Here is an 18813-nt window from a genome sequence, read left to right on the forward strand (position 1 = left end):
CGCCCTGAAACGTATGCTGACGGCATGAGGTGGAGAAGCCGTGTACGCAGGGTGTGGATCGTGCAACAGGATGAGACGCCTGACAATGTCGTCTTGGGAGTCTTCGACGATCCGGACGAAGCCGATGGCTACGCCGAAGCGATCAAGGACGACTTTCCCGGGCATGTCATCATCGAGGAATACCCCCTCGGTTACAAGTACACCGATGGATCGGCGGGGTTCTCCGATATCGCATATCCAGCCTTCTGTGGACGCGCCTACCGCTCGCCCGGCTCTCCGTGAGCACGATGCGGCATGTGGTCGGGGAAGCCCGATGCTCCGATTCCACCAGGCTCATAGAACCTTCGATGAAGCCACGGCCTGGTCCACCAGCTGCTCTCACGTCATTCGCGCGGCGGGATACAGACCAGGGGCGGAGGAGAGGCCCACAGTGAAGCCGTATGTCCCATCATCGAGTCCGCTGAGCCACGCAAAGTCATAGCTCATCATTCTGCTGGACTGCCGCCTCTCCGTCACACGAAACAACTCATGGTCGATGGAGAATTCCACGTCATCCATTCAACAAGAGTAGATGCGGGGCTTCCCTCCCGGGTCCGGTGAGAGATCTCACTCCGAACGCTTCTGCCGTTAGCTGTCTCAGGCGCGGCGTGGCTTAAAGCGGGCGGGGCGGATTCTCGAGGTCTTCTTCCTGACTCGATCCGCCGAAGAGCAATCCCACGCGGGCCAGAGACTTGGCAGGCGGATACCACTGGATGGGGGCGTCCGTGAGCCGGTCGTAGAGCTCCTCGAGAGTGTCCGGACCAAAGGAAGAATAGCCCTCGCCTTCCCCGGCAATAGTCGGGTCGACGATCCAGTAATCAACGGAGAATCCAAAGTCGTCGGGACGAGGTTCTCGGCGACGAGGACTCGACCCATAAACAACGATGAGCACCTCATGGCCTTGCCACGGGCCGCTGAGGACTCGCCCAGCAAACTCGCGACGACCCGCCAGTATGGCCTCCCAACTGGGGTTGTAGCCCCGCTCTGGCTCCGCAGCCGCCTCAAGTGCACGCATGCTGGACACGCGTTTAGCCCACTCTCTTTTACGTTTCCACCACACGGGCCGAGCCTACAGTTCTGGACCACGTAGGAGGGCGCCGGCGTCCAGTGTGGATGTCGGGTACTGGACAGCCGGCGCCACCAAGGTTTCACCGTCGGGATGTTGATTCCGCGAGATCGGTCTCGGCCGCGGTCCGTTGGCGTTCGATGGCACGGTAGACCGTCGAGCGGCCGACTCCGAAGAGTTCACCGACCTCGAGGATGCTGTACTGACCGCTGTGAACCAACGAAACCAGGTGCGCCTCCTGGCGACGGTTCAGCTTGGGCTGCTTGCCCCGTAAACGCCCCTTGGCCCGGGCGACCTTCATCCCCTCGCGGGTGCGCAACCGGATCAGGTCGGACTCGAACTCCGCGACCATGGCCAGAACATTGAACAACAGTCGCCCGACTGCATCGGTGGGGTCATAGACCGCCCCACCCAGCGACAGACTGATCTGCCGGGCCGTCAGCTCGTCGGCGATGGCCCGGGCATCGAGCACAGACCGGGCCAGGCGATCGAGCTTGGTCACCACCAAAGTGTCACCCGCACGGCCAGCAGCCAGTGCCTCGCGCAGTCCAGGTCGTTCACGGTTCGTGCCGGTGAGGCCGTGGTCGACGTAGATCCGTTCTGGCTCGACGCCAAAGCCGAGCAGGGCGTCTCGTTGGGCAGTCAGGTCTTGCTGGTCGGTTGAGCATCGGGCGTACCCGATGAGCAGTGCGCTCATGGCGCACCTCCAAGAAGGTTGACTCGGCCAAGCCCGGAGTGGCTGGGCTCGAGCATCGAGCCGCGCTCGACCCTGTCACTAAGCGCCTCCCGCCAGTAGCCATGCAAGGTCCAATGACCACCGCTCTATGGCGACGAATTTGCGCCGGACGGTCGCGGACCACAACGACCGGCCCGCTCCCAAATGACGATCGCCTTACGGCGCAAGCAGATCCTGCCAGGTCGTCGCATTGGAAACCGATCGCGCTGTCATCGAACTGCTGTCCACTGACCAGGCAGGACAGGTCTTGTCGGTGTTGGATCACTGGCCACTGGCGCCTGGCCTGTCACGGGTACTCAGTAGTTCGCGTGGGGTGGGTCGTCCCGGGTGCGCTTTTCGAGATCACGCCACCCGAAGTAGACAAGCACACCGCAGACCAGCGCCCCGGCAACGATCCACCAGTTCTGGAAGTACAGCCCCAGGATGAGTATTCCTATGCAGCTGAACGCCTGCCTGCGATGAAACCAGCGGCCCCGTTCGCGGATCGTCATGTCGCTAAAGCGTTTCATCGTCGCTCCTTCACAGGGCATGGACAGCGTTCGGGGTGATCCCTGGCGTAGCGCCTGGCGCGACGGGACTCGCGAATGATGATCGGCAAGGAGATCAGGACCAGCAGAGGCAGACCGATCACCAGTCCGAGGGCGACCGGATACAAAGGGTCAGAGGGACCGTCGGGCAGGTTCCAGACCTGCTGCAACCAGAGTCCGCCGAATAGGAGCGTGAGCTGGGCGATCTGGAAGGGGTAGTACACCGCCATGATGCCGGCGTATGCCGCGGCCTGATTCTGGGCGTCCTCGGACAGCGAGTCGTTCTTGTTGCGCAGCACCACCCGGACGATGGCCTTTTGGGTGGCGTGGTCCCGGCCGAGGACCCGACGCATGTCCTTCACGAGCGGCCATGCCACCACGAGGCAGGCGAAGGATGCAGCCAAGCACCCGAGCGAGAGCCCATAGATGACCGAGGACCCGAGCGACAGGCCGTCTCCCTCACCCAGGGTGAGTCCCAGCACGAGAATCGCCCCACTACCAACCATGCTGGCTATGGCGAAGACGATGACAACGCGCAGGATCGCCCGCCTGACCCGGGATCGGGGCCACGATGCCCAGGTCCTGTGCTCAGCTGATTCGTCGACAAGGCGCTGCTGGAAACGCCTCCCGAGGCGGATACCGCTCCACAGCAGCACGATCGACAGGGCGACAACACCTACGAGGTATCCGGCGCTGTCCGGAGCGGCAATCGCCACGAGCACCAATCCCAGCACGCCAAGCAGTTGGATCCCGGCGACCACGTAGACCAGACGGCGCAGTAACCGTCGGCCGTCTGGACCCTCAAGATTGAACGAAACATTCGCGACTATCAGACAGGCGTGAGCCGGCACCGGGACCAGGAGCATGGTGCACACGAACGCCGTGACAACCATCCACGGCTGGTGGTCTGCCAACAGCAGGCCAATCCCGAGGCCGACGGCCAACGTCAGGATGGCGATTCCGGCACTGAACAACAACACCGAGCGAAGCTTCATCGGTTTGGTGCCTCCGATCGATGGATGCGCTTAACACCCTTTGCGGGATGCAGCGCGCGGAGGTAGGAAAGGCCGGATCGCAGGCGGAAGCCGGAGGCAAGGGCCCCAACCAGGACCGGTCCCCAGATGAACCACCAATCGAGTTCGGGCCGAGCCAGGGACCCGGCCAGTACTCCCACCACGGCGGAAACCATCACCGCGAATATCTCGATGCGTTCGCACGCGAAAACGCCCGTGGTCCTCCGCACGGCGGGATCGGTTGGCACCGCCCCAGTCTCGGCGGCCGCCACCAGAGCCCTGCGGCGTTGTGCCGTATCGACCTCGGGGTCCTGGCGCGGACGGGGCGCGCGAGTCAGGTAGTGGACGATCACGGTCAGGACGATTACGCACAGGTAGACCAGCAGCGCCCAGGGCGTTCGGTCATCCTGGGCGGCATCGGACGGCAGGGCCAGGGCCGCGATCGGGGCACCGAACACGAGCACCGCGCAGCTCGGCAGCACGCGCACAAAGGTCCGGCGCGCCGAGGGCACGGGCACCTCTGCGCCCCTCAGGGCATGCCTGGGGTGTCCCATCAACCCAAGCTAGCGCCCCGAGCCCCTGGGTGTCTGCAATCCTCCGCAGGGGAACACCCCTATATGGGATCCCATGCACGTATCGCAAGGAGGACCACCACGGCAATGATCAAGGTGACCGCCGTTAATGATGCGACTGCCGTGATTTGCTGGCGATGCCAGGGGTGGGTCGGCTCGGCTCCTGTGAGGTCGGTACACAGTTGGCATGTAGTAGACCAACCGCGCCTTCCAAGACGGTGACCGCGCGAGGATACTGAGCTCATGCAAGACAGAGCGTTTCCCATCCTCAGCGTCCAGGACCTGACGGCGACGCGTTCCTTCTATGAGCGGCTCGGGTTCACGCAGACATATCAGTTCCCGTCCGAAGGTGAACCAGGATTCGTGACAATGGAGCGCGGCACTTCGAGTATCGGCATCGGCGTAGGCAGTGATAGCGGAGAAGACGCTTTCAGCCTGTGGGTCTACGTCGATGACGTCGACGAGACTCTCGCAGCTCTGGGCACGTCGGGTGCGCCGGTGATCTCCGAGCCCGAAGACCAGCCGTGGGGTGAGCGCGTGGCCCGGACCAGAGATCCCCAGGGGAATCTGGTCATCCTCGGAGCTGCCCTCTGACGGCCGGGAGGCAAATGCTTCTCTGCCGACTGCAGGCATGGCGTCCAGCTCGAACATCAGCTCATGCCTTTACCGCGTCCGCCGTGGGGTGGGATCATGACGATTCCGGGCCGCATCACCCAGAATCACCCGGATCGCCACTCACCGCTTCCCACCGCCAGGACCCTGCTCATGTCCATCAAGCTCGAGAACGTCGGCATCGCCGTGCGGGACCTGGAAGCGGCCATCGCCTTCTTCACCGACCTGGGACTGACCGTCCTGGGACGGGACACCATCAGTGGTCCGTGGGCGGACACCGCGGTCGGCCTCGACGGCAACCACGCCAACATCGCCATGCTCCAGACGCCGGACGGCAGCGGCCGCATTGAACTCTTCGAGTATCTCCACCCCGACGCCATCGAGACGGAACCCACCCAGCCGCACGAGATCGGGATGCACCGCGTCGCCTTCTCCGTCGACGACATCGACGAGGCTCTCGAGATCGCCGCGCGGCACGGCTGCCACCCACTGCGCGGCGTGGCCACCTACGAGGACGTGTACAAGCTCACCTACGTCCGTGGCCCCAGCGGCATCCTCGTGATGCTCGCCCAGGACCTGACGAAATCCTGACCCGGAACTCAGTTCGGCAGGACCTGGGGCCGCAGGTCCGACTCCGGCGGCATCCAGGTCGCCGGATCGACCTGCACCTGCTCGCCCGAGCGGATGTCCTTGACCTCGTGGACGGTGGCACCGTCGTCGCCGGTCTGGGTGAACCAGACGAACGGGATGCCGCGCTTGTCCGCGTACTTGATCTGCTTGCCGAACTTCTCCGCGGACACGGCCACCTCGGCGGGGATTCCCCGGCCGCGCAGGGACTGCGCGGTGTCCTGCGCAGCCGACCAGTCGTCGTCGTGCGTCAGGGCGATGTAGACGGCCGTGGGCACGGAGCGGGAGGCGCGCGCCATCTCCTGGGAGAAGATGCGCATCATCAGCCGGGTCACGCCGATCGAGAGCCCCACGCCCGGGAACGTGCGGTTGCCCTTGGACGCCAGCGCGTCATAGCGGCCACCGGAGCAGATGGACCCGAGCTGCTCGTGGCCCACCAGCACCGTCTCGTAGACCGTCCCCGTGTAGTAGTCGAGGCCGCGGGCAATGGACAGGTCCGCCACGGCGCGCCCAGGCGCACGGCGGTGCAATTCCCCGACGACGCCGGCCAGCTCCTCGAGCCCTTCCTCCAGCAACTCGTGGGTCACCCCCAAGGCGCGGACCTGCTCCACGAACGAGGTGTCCTCGGTGCGGATGGCCGCCAGGGCCAGGGCCTGCGCGGCCTGGTCCTGGGTGGCACCGAGCTCGGACTGGAGCAGGCGGGACACCTCGTCCGCGCCGATCTTCTCCAGCTTGTCGATGTTGCGCAGCACGCCGGCGGTGTCCTCGAGGCCGAGCCCGCGGTAGAAGCCCTCGGCGAGCTTGCGGTTGTTGATGCGGATGGTGAAGCCGCCGATCGGCAGGGCTCCGAGGGCCTCGGCCATCACCAGGGCGACGTCCACGTCCGAGCGGAACGACAGCGTGCCATCCCCCACCACGTCGATGTCCGCCTGGGTGAACTCGCGGGCCCGGCCCTCCTGCGGACGCTCACCACGCCAGACCTTCTGGATCTGGTACCGGCGGAACGGGAAGGACAGGTGCCCGGCGTTCTCCACCACGTAGCGGGCGAAGGGCACCGTCAGGTCGAAGTGCAGGGCCAGGCGGTTCGGGTCCTGGGCATCCTGGGGCTGCTGAGTCTTCCCCGCCCCCTGCTCCGTGTCCGCCTGCAGGCGCGAGACGGCGTAGACCTCCTTGTCGATCTCGCCCTTGCGCAGCAACTGCCCGAGGGTCTCCACGGCGCGGGTCTCGATGGAGGAGAAGCCATGCAGCTCGAAGGTGTTCCGCAGGGTGTCCAGCACATGCTGTTCCACGATCCGTTCGGCGGGAAGCCACTCGTGGAAACCGGACAGGGATGCCTTGCGGGACATGGGCCACCTTCTGTAGGAACTGCTGGGGGGACATTCGGCTCCCCATTCTAGGTCCAGCCGGTACGCTGGACGTGACCGTATCCACTATTCCCTGCGGCCGCGCGCCGGTGCAGGGCACCAGCAGAGAGTTCTAGCGGTGACCACCAGTCAAGAATCCGACGATCAGCAGTCCATCCAGCAGACCTCCAACGAGGCCCCCGTGGCAGTGTCTGAGCAGTCCGCCCCAGAGGTTCCGGAGCAGGAAGCCGAGCACGTAGCTGAGCAGGCGACCGAACCTGCGGCACTGGCCGAGACCGAGGCCGTACTGGCCTCCGTCGAGGCGACCGAGGCGCCCTCCGTCGACCCCGCGCCCAGTGACGAGGTGACCTCGGAAGCGCCCACCCCGGCGCCGGCGTCGTCCACTGAAGAGGCACCGGCAGAGTCCGCAGCCCCCGCTCCCGCGGCGCCGAAGCCCGGCGTGCCCAAGCCCGGCAAGGCCCCGAAGCCCTCCAACCTGCCGCGGCCGGCCGCCCAGGCCGGCCAAGGGAAGGCAACCTCGGCCACCGCCCCCGCCTCACCGATGCCGGCCCCGAGCTTCACGACCCCGCTCGAGGACGCCGCGAAGTTCGCCAAGGTCAGCGACGACGGCCACGTCATTCTGATCGATGGCGCCGAGGAGCACCCGGTCGGCCAGTTCCCGGACGGGACCAAGGACGAGGCCCTCGCCTACTTCAGCCGTAAGTACGACGAGGTCGTCTCCCAGGTGATGCTCCTCGAGCAGCGCGTGGCCACGGGTGCCCCGGCCGGCGAGATCCAGAAGACCCTGGGCCATCTGCGTCAGACCATCGGCGAACGCGGCATGGTGGGCGACATGCCCGCCCTGCGCGCCCGCGTCGAGGCCCTGCAGACCCGCTTGGACGACCTCAAGCTGGCCGAGAAGCTGGCTCTGGAGAAGGCCCAGGCCCAGCAGCTGGCCACCCGCGAGGCGATCGTGGCCGAAGCCGAGGAACTGGCCGCGAAGGATCCGCAGCAGGTGCAGTGGAAGCAGGCCAGCGCCCGCATGGCCGAGCTGTTCGAGAACTGGAAGGCCGCGCAGAAGGCCGGTCCCCGCCTCGGCAAGTCGGTCGAGGACGGCCTGTGGAAGCGATTCCGCACGGCCCGCACCACGCACGACAAGCACCGCCGCGCCTTCTTCTCCCAGCTGGACGCCACCAACTCCAAGGCCAAGTCCGCCAAGGAGAAGCTGATCGCCCGCGCAGAAGCCCTCTCCACCTCCACCGACTGGGGACCCACGGCCGGCGCCTACCGGGATCTCATGGACGAGTGGAAGGCCGCCCCTCGCGCCTCCCGCAAGGAGGACGACGCCCTCTGGGCCCGCTTCCGCGCCGCCCAGGACGTCTTCTTCAACGCCCGCAAGGCGACCAACGACGAGATCGACAAGGAATACGGCGAGAACCTCAAGGTCAAGGAACAGATCCTGGCTGAAGGCCAGAAGCTGCTGCCCGTGAAGGACGTCAAGGCCGCTCGCAAAGTCCTGAACGATCTGCGTGGCCGTTGGGAGGACGCCGGGCGCGTGCCCCGCAAGGACGTCTCCCGCATGGAGTCGGCGTTCCGCAAACTGGAGGAAGGCCTGAAGTCGGCCGAGGACGAGCACTGGCGCAAGACCAACCCCGAGACCAAGGCCCGGACGAACTCCGCCCTGACCCAGCTCGAGGACAAGGTCGCCGAACTCGAGGACGACCTGGCCAAGGCCCAGTCCAAGGGTGACGCCAAGGCCATCGCCAAGGCGCAGGAAGCGCTCGATGCCCGCAAGATGTGGCTCGAGACCCTGCAGAAGTCAGCCCAGGGACTGCGCTGACCCGCTGACTCTCAGTGGGCCCCGCGGGGATTCCCGTGTGAATCCCCGCGTTGTCCACAGCTGTGGCCCGGCCCCGTGCCGGGCCACAGCTGTTTCTGCCACGCTGGGACGGTGACCCTGACCGCTGCACCCGGTGCTGATTCCCCTGCTGCATCCCCTGCTGCACCCCCTGCTGCGTCCATCGCTGAATCCGGCGCCCAGCCCACCGGCGTACCGACCGTGGCGGACCCCGGCCCTACACCGATGGATTTCCTGGTGCCCGGACTGCCCTACGCCGGTCCGGAACTCCGGGCCATGGAACTCTCCGGCCTGGTCCTCCACGTCATCGGAGACCTGTACGTGGAGGCAGACCAGAGCGAGTCGGGATCAGCGGCACCGAGGCTCCGGGCGGCGGCCGTGCACCGGCTCGCCGCACCCGTCATCACGGGCCGGTGGGCAGCCATGGGCCTCACGGCGGCTTGGGCATTCACCGGCGGTTCGGCACCGGCGGTGCTGGAGGCCTCCGTGGAGCATTTCCATCGGATTCCGCTGCAGCCACTGTCCGTCGCACTGCGGTTGGAGCAGTCAGACGTCGCCGGCCAGCCGGCCGACGTCGTGGACCTCCACGGGCTGCCGTGCACGAGCGTGGACCGGACCATCGAGGACCTGCTGCGCCGCACCGGTGACCCACGCCTGACTGCGGCGGCGATGGCGGCGGCGACGCGCCTGCTGCCGCTGACCGATACCGTCGCACTCCGGGACCGGTTCGAGTCCCGCCGGAAGCGTCCCGGCATGGCACCCGCTCGGCGCGCGTTGGGGCGCCTGCTGCGAGCCTGAGGATTCGGTCCGTCAGTCCTCCGCTGCGGTGCGGCTCTGGCCGGCGGTGCGGTACACGTCGTACACACCGTCGATCCGCCGCACCGAGGACAGCACGTGGCTCAGGTACTTCGGATCGCCCATCTCGAAGACGAACTTGCTGATGGCCACCCGGCTCCGGGAGGTGTTCACCGATGCCGAGAGGATGTTGACGTGGTGTTCTGCCAGCATCCGCGTCACGTCCGAGAGCAGGGACTTGCGGTCCAGCGCCTCGACCTGGATCTCCACCAGGAACACGGAGGACTGCGTGGGGGCCCAGGAGACCTCCACGATCCGGTCCGGCTCCTCCTTGAGGTGGTCGATGTTCTTGCAGTCGGCGCGGTGCACGGACACGCCGGAACCACGGGTGACGAAACCGATGATCTCGTCCGGCGGCACGGGGGTGCAGCAGCGCGCCAGCTTGGCCATGACGTCGCCGGAGCCCTGGACCATGACCCCGGAGTCCGACTGCCGGGTCGGGGCCGCGATGCGGGTGATCGGGATCGCCGAGGTGTCCAGGGACTCCTCAGTCTCCTCCGCCACCGCATGCAGCTTCTGCAGATGCTCGATCACGTTCTGCACGGAGACGTTGGCGTCCCCGATCGCGGCGTAGAGGGTGGCGATGTCCGGCAGGTTCAGCTGCCCCGCCACCTCGGTGAGCGAATCGGACCCCATCATCTGGTGCAGGGGCAGGTTCATCTTGCGCAGCTGGCGGGTGAGCTGTTCCTTGCCCTTCTCGATGGACTCCTCGCGGCGTTCCTTCGAGAACCAGTGGCGGATCTTGTTCCGGGCCCGTGGGCTGCGGACGAATCCGAGCCAGTCCTGGCTGGGCCCGGCGCCCTCGGTCTTGGAGGTGAAGATCTCCACCCAGTCACCGTGGTGCAATTCGCTGTTCAGCGGCACGAGCTTGCCGTTGACCCGGGCGCCGATGGTGCGGTGGCCGACCTCGGTGTGCACGGCGTACGCGAAGTCCACGGGGGTCGAGCCGGCCGGCAGGGCCATGACCTCGCCCTTGGGCGTGAACACGAAGACCTCGGCGGCGTCGATCTCCGCGCGCAGCGATTCCAGGAACTCGTTCGGGTCCGTGGTGTCCTTCTGCCAGTCCATGACGGACCGCAGCCACCCGGGGGTCTGATCACCACTGGACGGGGCACCCTGAGCCGCCTGGTCCTTGTACTTCCAGTGCGCCGCCACACCGTACTCCGCGCGGCGGTGCATCTCGTGCGTACGCAGCTGGATCTCCACGGGTTTGCCGCCCGGACCGATCACCGTGGTGTGCAGCGACTGGTACATGTTCAGCTTGGGCATGGCGATGTAGTCCTTGAAGCGGCCCGGCAGCGGGCTCCACTTCGCGTGCAGGACACCGAGCGCGCCATAGCAGTCCCGGACCGAGTCGACCAGCACGCGGACTCCCGTGAGGTCGTGGATCTCGTCGAAGTCCTTCCCGCGGACGATCATCTTCTGGTAGATCGAGTAGAAGTGCTTCGGCCGCCCCGTGACGGTGGCCCGCACCCGGGCGTCCTTGAGGTCCTTCTCGATCTGCCCGCGCAGCACGGCCAGGTTCTTCTCCCGCTCGGGGGTCCGCTCCCCCACCAGCCGCACGATCTCCGCGTACACCTTGGGGTACAGGGCCGCGAAGGACAGGTCCTCCAGCTCCCACTTGATCGTGTTCATGCCGAGCCGGTGGGCCAGCGGCGCGTAGATCTCCAGGGTCTCCTTGGCCTTGCGCGCACTCGACGCCGGGGCCACGTACCGCCACGTACGGGCATTGTGCAGCCGGTCGGCGAGTTTGATGACCAGGACCCGGACGTCGTCCGCCATGGCCAGCACCATCTTGCGGACGGTCTCGGCCTGCGCTGCGTCGCCGAACTTGACCTTGTCCAGCTTGGTGACACCGTCCACCAGGACGGCCACCTCGTCCCCGAAGTCCCGGCGCAGCTGCTCGAGGGAGTAGCTGGTGTCCTCCACCGTGTCATGCAGCAGGGCCCCAGCCAGGGTGGTGCCGTTCATGCCCAGTTCGGCGAGGATCGTGGCCACGGCCACGGGGTGGGTGATGTACGGATCGCCGCTCTTGCGCTTCTGGCCCGCGTGGGCCTTCTCGGCCACCTCGAACGCCCGGATGATCAGGTCGAGATCTTCCTTCGGCTGGCGGACCTTGAGGGTGCGGACCAGGGGTTCCAGGATCGGCGAGTAGTCGTTGGTGACGCGGCCGGTCAACCGTGCCAGCCGGCTGCGGGGCCGCCGCGAGACGATCGCACCGCCCGCCGGGCTGCCCGCCGTCGCCGCACCGGACGACGCCCCGCGCCGGGTATCGGTCGAGGTGCTGGGAGCCGGGCTCGTCACTGGTGCGGTGGGGGCGCGCTTCGGCGCCGCGGACGCCTCAGTCCTGGTGGCCGACGTCGGCTCATTGGTTTCCGCTTCCTGCTCCGGCCCGCTGGGCACGGCCGAGGAATAGGTCTGGTTGGGCGTGGGGTGCGGGACGGCACCGGGGCCGGACGAGCGCGGCCGTTCTGACTCTGAACCCATGGCTACCGTCCTTCCCGCAGTCAGCGCAGATCTCCCGCGCTACCGTTGTGCTCAACCCTCAACCGGGTAGTGATCCATTCTACGGCCACCATGAGAGGTGGCCGGCACTCCTCAGTCAGAGTACCGGCCACCAGACGTGATCAGCGCAGGTCAGGCAGCAGCGGACGTCTCCGCTTCGCGACGCTCGAGGACCTTGGCGTCATTGGCCTGGATCTTCGGCTCGCCCTTGCGCAGCAACGCGTACAGCGGCGCCTGGATGAAGATCGTGGCCAGGGTGCCCACGATGATGCCGACGAAGATGGCCAGCGAGATGTCACGCAGCGTGCCCGCCCCGAGCAGGAATGCGCCGATGAACAGGATCGAGGCCACCGGGAGGATGGCCACCACGGAGGTGTTGATCGAACGGACCAGGGTCTGGTTGATCGCCAGGTTGACGTTCTCCCGGAAGGTCCGGGTGGTCTCCTCGAGGTTGTGCTCCGTGTTCTCCCGGATCTTGTCGAAGACCACCACCGTGTCATAGAGCGCGTAACTCAGGATGGTCAGGAAGCCGATGATGGCACTCGGGGTGACCTCGAATCCGGTGGCACCGTAGATGCCCGCGGTCACCGCCACCACGTACAGCAGCCCGATCACCGCGGCCAGGGACATCTTCCAGGTGCGGAAGTAGGCGGCCATCAGCAACGCCACGAGGACGATGAAGACGACCAGGCCGAGCAGCGCCTGCTGCGTCACCCCCTGGCCCCAGGTGGGACCCACGAAGTTGGAGGTCACCTGGTCCTGCTCGACCCCGTAGGCCGCCTGCAGGTTCGCCGCGACCTCAAGGGTCTGATCGTCGTCCAGCCGGTCCGTCTGGATCCGCATGGTGCCCGGCGCGATGTTGGTGACGGTGGCCTCGGCGTCCGGCACGGCATCCTGCACGGCGTCCTCACCAGGGGCGACGTCCGTGTTGGACACCGCGGAGACCGTGAACTCCGAGCCGCCGCGGAAGTCGATACCGAGGTTGAAGCCGCCGCGGGCCAGAGTCATGCCGACCACCGCGACGAGGATGATCAGGGCCAGGGCGAACCAGGTCTTCCACTTCGTGGTGAAGGGGTAGGAACGCTTGCCGGTGTAGAGCTGGTTGCCCCAGGTGGCCAGTGCACTCACTTTTGCTCCTCCGTCCGATCGGTCGAGGTGGTACTGCCGTCGGCGGAGTCAGCCGCAGAGTCGGGGGCACTGGAGCCGCCGAGTGACGCGAACTGCTCGGCCCTCCGGCGTTCGGCGATCGTCTGCCGTTTGGCCGCCTCCTTGGACGACTTCTGGCTCTTCTTGGGTGCCTTGCCGGAGGACGCTGGCGGGACCGGCCTGAACTCCCGGATCTTCCCGGCGCCCTGGTACAGGGGTTCGCGGCCGAGCAGCGAGGGGTCGAGTCCGGAGAACTTGTGCCCGCCTCCGAAGAACCGCGTGTTCGCCAGCATCTGCAGCACCGGGTGGGTGAACATGAAGACCACCACGAGGTCCGCCACGGCGGTCAGGCCGAGCGTGAACGCGAACCCGCGCACGTTGCCCACCGCCACGAAGTACAGCACGACGGCGGCCAGCAGGTTGACGGCCTTGGACGCGACCACGGTGCGCTTGGCCCGGAGCCAGCCGTATTCCACGGCTTCGGCCAGGCTCCGCCCGTTGCGCAACTCATCCTTGATGCGTTCGAAGTAGACGATGAAGGAGTCCGCCGTGAGGCCGATGGCCACGATCAGGCCCGCTATGCCGGCCAAGGACAACCGATAGTTGTCCGACCAGCCCAATAGGACGATCGCCAGATAGGTCAGCACCCCCGCCACCACGAGCGAGGCCATGGTGACCAGCCCCAGCAGCCGGTACTGGAAGAACGAGTACACGGCGACCAAGGCCAGGCCGATGAGCCCGGCGATGAGGCCGAGGCGCAACTGGTCGGCACCGAGGGTGGCGGAGATCTGCTGCTCGGACTCGATGGTGAAGCTGATCGGCAGCGCGCCGTACTTCAGCTGCTCGGCCAGGGCCGCGGCCGACTCCTCGGTGAAGTTGCCGGAGATCTGGGCCCGGCCGTCGGTGATGACGGCCTGGGACTGTGGCGCGGAGACGACCATGCCGTCCAAGACAATGGCGAACTGCTTGCGAGGGTCGCCCTCCTGGAAGGGGGTCAGGCGCTGGGTGACCTCGCGGAAGGCGTCCGTGCCGGCGTTGTTGAAGGTCAGGTTCACGGCCCACTGGTTGGTGGACACGCCGGTGGCCGTGTTGACCAGACCGTAGTCGGCGTCGGCGATGTCGGTGCCGGGGACCTCAACCGGTCCGACGATGTACTTCACACCCTGATTCGGATCGCAGACGATCGCGGCCTCATCCGTGGGCAGCGGCTCGCGATTGGGGTCACCGAGCACGGCGGGGCAGTCGTAGGCCTCGAACTCGGCGGCCAGCTCCGGAGTGATCCAGTTCGGGTCCGAGCCGTTCTCGGGCTCGGCCGTGGGCTCCGGGAATTCCTCCACCGGCGTCCGCTGGTCCTCCGGCGTCGCGGTGAAGGATCCCATGGTGATGACCGGACGGAACTCCATGTTGGCGGAAGCCTGGATCAACTCACGGGTCTCCTGGTCCGGGACACCGGGCAGGGACACCACCACATTGCGACCGCTCTGGGTGGCGATCTCGGCCTCGGAGACACCGGAGCCATCCACACGCTGCCGGATGATCTCCACCGCCTGGTCGAGCTGTTCCGCGGACACGTCTTGGCCACCGGTGACCTCCGGGGCGAGCACCATCTGCGTGCCGCCTTCCAGGTCGAGGGCGAGCTTGGGGGCCAGTTGGGCCTGGCCGGTGGCCACGCCGACACCGAGGATCGCCGCCAGGGCGACCATCAGGCCGGCGAGCCACCAGAGCGTGCGCTTGGCGCGGCCCCGGGGGGTCTTATCAGACATGGAAGGCTACGGCTTTCGGTTCACGGGACGAGGGCGTGCGTCTGCTCAGTCAGACGGAGTCAGGCAGACGGGCGATCCGTGCCGGGACGCTGGTCGTCCGGGCCGTTGCCATCGGTCTCATGGCGATCGGTCCCACCGTTGGTCTCCTCCAGGCCCGCCGGGGAATCCGGGACGGTGGTCTCCGGCTCGCCGACCACGGCGGCACCGGCGGCGGGATCCACAGCCTTGCCGATGGCCTGCAGGTGCACGGTGGCCGTGTTACCCGGGGAGATCTCGATGACGGCCTTGTTCTCTTCCTTGTCCACGGACAGGATGGTGCCGAACAGACCCATGGTGGTCATGACCTCCACGCCCGGGGCGAGGGACTGGTGGAGTTGCTGCTGCTGCTGCTGGGCTTTCTTGCTGCGGCGGAACATGCTGAAGATCAGCAGCGCGAAGATCGCGAGCATGATCAGCAGGAAGGGGTCGAACGGCAGGCCGCCACCGCCTTCCGGATTGGCGCCTTCGGCGACAAGCGAGACAGTTGGGGAGGCGATCAGCTGGGTCACTTCGGGGACACCACATTCCAGAGTCGGGGCACAGGACAACCCGATTAGTCTACGGGTAGGTTCGCACCGCCCGTTCAGACGCGTCCTTCCGGGGCACATTGTTCACCGATTTCCCAGAAATGTTCCGAGCTCAGGGGTTGAGCGCAGTTGAGCGCAGAGGCTCAGGGGTCGAAGAGCGTATCGGCCGTACCGTCCACGCCGGCCCCCGCACCCCGGGCAGGCCGGCTGGAGTCCTCGCCACCGTCACTCGTCGCCGGCACCGTCCAGAACGCCGCCCCCGGAGACTCGGGGGGCGGGACCAGGCCCAGGTGTTCCCAGGCGGCGGGCATGGCGATCCGTCCTCGAGGCGTCCGACCCAGCAGGCCCTCGCGCACCAGGAAGGGCTCTGCCACGGTCTCCACCGTCTCGGTCTCCTCCCCCACGGCGATGGCCAGCGTGGACAGGCCCACTGGTCCTCCCGCGAACTTGCGGCACAGGGCCTCGAGCACTGAGCGGTCGAGCCGGTCCAGGCCCTTCTCATCCACCTCGTACATCTCCAAGGCGGCGGAGGCGGCGCGCGAGTCCACCTGGTCCAGCCCACCGACCAGGGCCCAGTCACGCACCCGGCGCAGCAGCCGGTTGGCGATGCGCGGCGTTCCCCGCGACCGGCTGGCGATCTGGGTGAACCCCGCGGAGTTGACCTTCATGTCCAGCAACAGGGCGGAGCGGCGCAGGACCAGCTCCAGTTCCTCGGTGCTGTAGAACTCGAGGTGACCGGTGAAGCCGAAGCGATCGCGGAGCGGCCCGGGCAGCAGCCCGGCACGGGTGGTGGCCCCCACCAGCGTGAACGGCGGGATCTCCAGGGGGATGGAGGTGGCGCCGGCCCCCTTGCCGACCACGATGTCCACCCGGAAGTCCTCCATGGCCATGTAGAGCATCTCCTCGGCCGGGCGGGACATGCGGTGGATCTCGTCCAGGAAGAGCACTTCCCCCTCGGTCAGGGAGGACAGGATGGCAGCCAGGTCACCGGCGTGCTGGATCGCCGGTCCGGAGGAGATCCGCAGGGGCGCATTCATCTCCGCCGCGATGATCATGGCCAGGGTGGTCTTGCCCAGTCCGGGCGGCCCGGACATCAGCACGTGGTCGGCGGTGCGCCCCCGCAACCGGGCCGCCTCCAGGACGAGCGAGAGCTGCCGGCGGACCCGCTGCTGGCCCACGAAGTCGTCGAGGTTCTTGGGACGCAGGGCGGCCTCGAGCTCCCGCTCCTCACCCTCCGCGGCCCCGGCCACGAGCCGGCCGTCTGGCTGTTCCGTCATGCGCTACCCCCTACCGTCCCGACCGGGCGGACTGCCCCTGGCCTAGGTGGCGCAGCGTGGACTTGAGCACGCTGGCCACGGTGCCGGACTCCTCGAGTTCGGGCTCATGCCGGATGGTGTCCCGCACTGCCTTCTCGGCGTCCTTCTCCGTCCAGCCCAGCCCGGTCAGCGCCTCCAGGACGCGGTCCATCCAGGGCATGGAGCCGGCCAGCGCCGGCTGGTCCTCGGCCCCGGGTGCCGGCACACCCGTGGGCACGAGCTTGTCCGTCAGCTCCAGGACGATGCGCCGCGCGCCCTTGGGTCCGATCCCGGGGACCTTGGTGAAGGCCTTGTCATCCCCCGTGGACGCCGCCACCCGGACCGCCTCCGGAGCGTGGACCGCCAACACGGCCAGGGCCAGCCGGGGGCCGACGCCGGAGACCCCGAGCAGCACCTCGAAGACCTCCCTCTCGTCTTCCGTGGCGAAGCCGAACAGGGTCATGGAGTCCTCGCGCACCACCATGGAGGTCAGGACCCGCCCGGCCTCCCCCGGGTGGAGCCCCGCCAGCGTCTGAGGGGTGGCGGAGAACCGCATGCCGAAGCCAGACACGGTGAGGACAGCGTGGTTCAACCCCACGGATTCCACGGTGCCGGTCAGGGACGAAATCATGCTCAACTCGCTCTTCTCGGAATGGCAATTGGACAACAGCCGGACGACAACGGGTCAGGTGCCGGACTGCGGCCCGGTTCGAACGTATCTACGAAGACCTTAGCCCATGGCTGGTATCAGATCCGGGACCCGCCGCTCCAGCCCTTCGAACCCCGGCTCCGCTGCTCAGCGGCGAGCCAGGCCTGCTGGGCCGGCGTCGACCCCCCGGTGCGGCGCCCGCCGGAGCCGCCGGCCGGCGTCGGGAACCGCGAGGCTCGCTGGGGACTGGTGAGGTTGCCTGTCTCCAGTCCGCGGCCCATCAGCCCGCCACGCCAGGCATGGGTGATGGCCAGGGCGAGGGCATCGGCGGCATCGGCGGGCTTGGGCGGGGCATCGAGGCGCAGGATCCTGGTGACCATGGCGGTGACCTGGTCCTTGCCCGCGGTACCGCTGCCGGTGACCGCGGCCTTCACCTCGGAGGGGGTGTGGAGCGCCACCGGGATGCCGCGCCGGGCGGCCGCCGCGATGACCACGCCGGAGGCCTGGGCGGTGCCCATCACCGTCGGCGTGTTGTTCTGCGCGAACATGCGTTCCACGGCCACGTGGTCCGGGCTGTGGCGGTCGAGCCACTCGTTGATCGCCTCGTCGATGGCGAGCAGCCGCAGGTCGAGCGACTGTTCGGCCGGAGAGCCGACGACCGTCACCGCCACCAGCGTGGCAGTGCGGTTGGGCGCGACGTCCACCACGGCGATGCCGCAGCGTGTCAGGCCGGGATCGACACCGAGCACCCGCAGCGGACTCGGCGCCCGGCGTCCCGCGACTCCGGGGCGGACGGTCAAGGGCGGATCAGTCCTCGTCCAGCTGGGCGAGGACCTCCGGGGAGATGTCCACGTTGGAGTAGACGCTCTGCACGTCGTCCAGGTCCTCCAGCGCGTCCTCCAGGTTGAAGTACGTCTTGGCGCCCTTGGCGTCCAGGTCCACCTTCATGGTGGCCACGAACTCCATCTCGTCCGTCTCGTACTCGATCCCGGCCTCTTCCAGGGCGGTGGCCACGGCACGCAGGTCGGAGGGGTCGCACAGGATCTCGAAGGAGTCCCCGGACTGCATGACCTCCTCGGCGCCGGCGTCCAGCACCGCCATCAGGATGTCATCCTCGGTGTGCCCCTCGGCCGGCAGGCGGACCAGGCCGGTGCGGTTGAACAGGAAGGCCACGGAGCCCGAGTCGGCCATGGTGCCGCCGTTGCGCGTCACCGCGGTGCGGACGTCCGCGGCGGCCCGGTTCTTGTTGTCCGTCAGGCATTCGACCATGAGGGCGGATCCCTGGGGCCCACGGACCTCGTAGATGATCTCCGTGTACTCGATGACCTCACCGGTCAGGCCGGCACCGCGCTTGATGGCGCGCTCGATGTTGTCATTGGGCACAGACTGCTTCTTGGCCTTGGTGACCGCCAGCTCGAGGGCGGGGTTGCCGACCAGGTCGGGCCCGCCGGCGCGGGCCGCCACCTCGATGCCCTTGACGTACTTGGCGAAGGCCTTGGCGCGCCGCGAGTCGATGATGGCCTTCTTGTGCTTGGTGGTCGCCCACTTCGAATGCCCTGCCACGTGCTCTCCTCTCCGAGCCGGCCATGCCGGAGCACGGCCCGCATCGGCTGTTGGTGATGATCGGGTTCGTCTTGGCCC

19 protein-coding genes are annotated in these 18813 nt (G+C 67.4%); 5 read left to right on the forward strand and 14 right to left on the reverse strand.

Translation table 11 applies throughout. From position 1 onward, the window contains the following. Positions 1-60 precede the first annotated feature (60 nt). Positions 61-282, forward strand: coding sequence for a hypothetical protein (locus IEX49_RS11075; protein WP_188806224.1), 222 nt, complete (start codon positions 61-63; stop codon positions 280-282). A 370-nt stretch (positions 283-652) separates the two neighbouring features. On the opposite strand, the gene IEX49_RS11080 is transcribed toward IEX49_RS11075, so the two are convergent. The 5 genes from IEX49_RS11080 to IEX49_RS11100 form a co-directional block, all read right to left on the reverse strand. After that, positions 653-1063, reverse strand: a complete 411-nt coding sequence (locus IEX49_RS11080; protein ID WP_188806225.1) for a hypothetical protein — start codon at positions 1061-1063, stop codon at positions 653-655. 124 nt (positions 1064-1187) lie between these two features. Beyond that, complete coding sequence (locus IEX49_RS11085; RefSeq protein ID WP_188806226.1) at positions 1188-1802, reverse strand: recombinase family protein; 615 nt, start codon at positions 1800-1802, stop codon at positions 1188-1190. A gap of 335 nt (positions 1803-2137) precedes the next feature. Next, positions 2138-2350 (reverse strand): hypothetical protein, encoded by a 213-nt coding sequence (locus IEX49_RS11090; protein WP_188806227.1) that lies wholly within the window; start codon positions 2348-2350, stop codon positions 2138-2140. Further along, a complete protein-coding gene (locus tag IEX49_RS11095; protein ID WP_188806228.1) occupies positions 2347-3363 on the reverse strand; it encodes a hypothetical protein in 1017 nt (338 codons plus the stop codon). The genes IEX49_RS11090 and IEX49_RS11095 overlap by 4 nt, the downstream gene beginning before the upstream one ends. After that, positions 3360-3893 carry a hypothetical protein gene (locus IEX49_RS11100; RefSeq protein WP_188806229.1) on the reverse strand — a complete coding sequence of 178 codons (534 nt, stop codon included), beginning with the start codon at positions 3891-3893 and terminating at the stop codon, positions 3360-3362. Before IEX49_RS11100 ends, IEX49_RS11095 begins: the two co-directional genes overlap by 4 nt. A 303-nt stretch (positions 3894-4196) precedes the next feature. On the opposite strand from IEX49_RS11100, the gene IEX49_RS11105 reads away from it, so the two are divergent. Both IEX49_RS11105 and IEX49_RS11110 read left to right on the forward strand, forming a co-directional pair. Next, the gene (locus tag IEX49_RS11105; RefSeq protein ID WP_188806230.1) at positions 4197-4547 is read left to right on the forward strand and encodes a VOC family protein; all 351 of its coding nucleotides are present in this window, start codon (positions 4197-4199) and stop codon (positions 4545-4547) included. A 171-nt stretch (positions 4548-4718) separates the two neighbouring features. Further along, the gene (locus tag IEX49_RS11110; protein ID WP_188806359.1) at positions 4719-5156 is read left to right on the forward strand and encodes a VOC family protein; all 438 of its coding nucleotides are present in this window, start codon (positions 4719-4721) and stop codon (positions 5154-5156) included. Positions 5157-5164: 8 nt separating this feature from the next. Here IEX49_RS11110 and hisS read toward each other — a convergent pair whose 3' ends face one another. Continuing rightward, positions 5165-6538, reverse strand: a complete 1374-nt coding sequence (gene hisS, locus IEX49_RS11115; protein ID WP_188806231.1) for a histidine--tRNA ligase — start codon at positions 6536-6538, stop codon at positions 5165-5167. Between the two features lie 136 nt (positions 6539-6674). Between hisS and IEX49_RS11120 the strand changes: the two genes are divergently transcribed. Continuing rightward, positions 6675-8375, forward strand: coding sequence for a DUF349 domain-containing protein (locus tag IEX49_RS11120; protein WP_229672566.1), 1701 nt, complete (start codon positions 6675-6677; stop codon positions 8373-8375). A 255-nt stretch (positions 8376-8630) separates the two neighbouring features. Then, the gene (locus tag IEX49_RS11125) at positions 8631-9191 is read left to right on the forward strand and encodes a hypothetical protein (protein ID WP_188806232.1); all 561 of its coding nucleotides are present in this window, start codon (positions 8631-8633) and stop codon (positions 9189-9191) included. A 12-nt stretch (positions 9192-9203) separates the two neighbouring features. On the opposite strand, the gene IEX49_RS11130 is transcribed toward IEX49_RS11125, so the two are convergent. The 8 genes from IEX49_RS11130 to IEX49_RS11165 all read right to left on the reverse strand — a co-directional run bounded on the left by IEX49_RS11130 (position 9204) and on the right by IEX49_RS11165 (position 18735). After that, positions 9204-11735: a RelA/SpoT family protein gene (locus tag IEX49_RS11130; protein ID WP_229672568.1), complete on the reverse strand. Its 2532-nt coding sequence runs from the start codon at positions 11733-11735 to the stop codon at positions 9204-9206. Between the two features lie 150 nt (positions 11736-11885). Then, entirely contained in the window at positions 11886-12881 is a 996-nt protein-coding gene (gene secF, locus IEX49_RS11135; protein WP_188806233.1) for a protein translocase subunit SecF, read from the reverse strand. Continuing rightward, a complete protein-coding gene (secD, locus tag IEX49_RS11140; RefSeq protein ID WP_188806234.1) occupies positions 12878-14662 on the reverse strand; it encodes a protein translocase subunit SecD in 1785 nt (594 codons plus the stop codon). Before secD ends, secF begins: the two co-directional genes overlap by 4 nt. A gap of 59 nt (positions 14663-14721) precedes the next feature. Next, the gene (yajC, locus tag IEX49_RS11145; protein ID WP_229672570.1) at positions 14722-15210 is read right to left on the reverse strand and encodes a preprotein translocase subunit YajC; all 489 of its coding nucleotides are present in this window, start codon (positions 15208-15210) and stop codon (positions 14722-14724) included. A 161-nt stretch (positions 15211-15371) separates the two neighbouring features. Next, positions 15372-16505: a Holliday junction branch migration DNA helicase RuvB gene (gene ruvB / locus IEX49_RS11150; RefSeq protein ID WP_188806235.1), complete on the reverse strand. Its 1134-nt coding sequence runs from the start codon at positions 16503-16505 to the stop codon at positions 15372-15374. A gap of 10 nt (positions 16506-16515) precedes the next feature. Beyond that, complete coding sequence (gene ruvA, locus IEX49_RS11155) at positions 16516-17154, reverse strand: Holliday junction branch migration protein RuvA (protein WP_188806363.1); 639 nt, start codon at positions 17152-17154, stop codon at positions 16516-16518. A gap of 116 nt (positions 17155-17270) precedes the next feature. Further along, positions 17271-17972 carry a crossover junction endodeoxyribonuclease RuvC gene (gene ruvC, locus IEX49_RS11160; protein ID WP_229672572.1) on the reverse strand — a complete coding sequence of 234 codons (702 nt, stop codon included), beginning with the start codon at positions 17970-17972 and terminating at the stop codon, positions 17271-17273. Between the two features lie 7 nt (positions 17973-17979). After that, the gene (locus IEX49_RS11165) at positions 17980-18735 is read right to left on the reverse strand and encodes a YebC/PmpR family DNA-binding transcriptional regulator (protein ID WP_188806236.1); all 756 of its coding nucleotides are present in this window, start codon (positions 18733-18735) and stop codon (positions 17980-17982) included. Positions 18736-18813: the final 78 nt, after the last annotated feature.

Origin of the sequence: Citricoccus zhacaiensis (assembly GCF_014645315.1) — a bacterium.
Classification (GTDB): Bacteria; Actinomycetota; Actinomycetes; order Actinomycetales; family Micrococcaceae; genus Citricoccus; species Citricoccus zhacaiensis.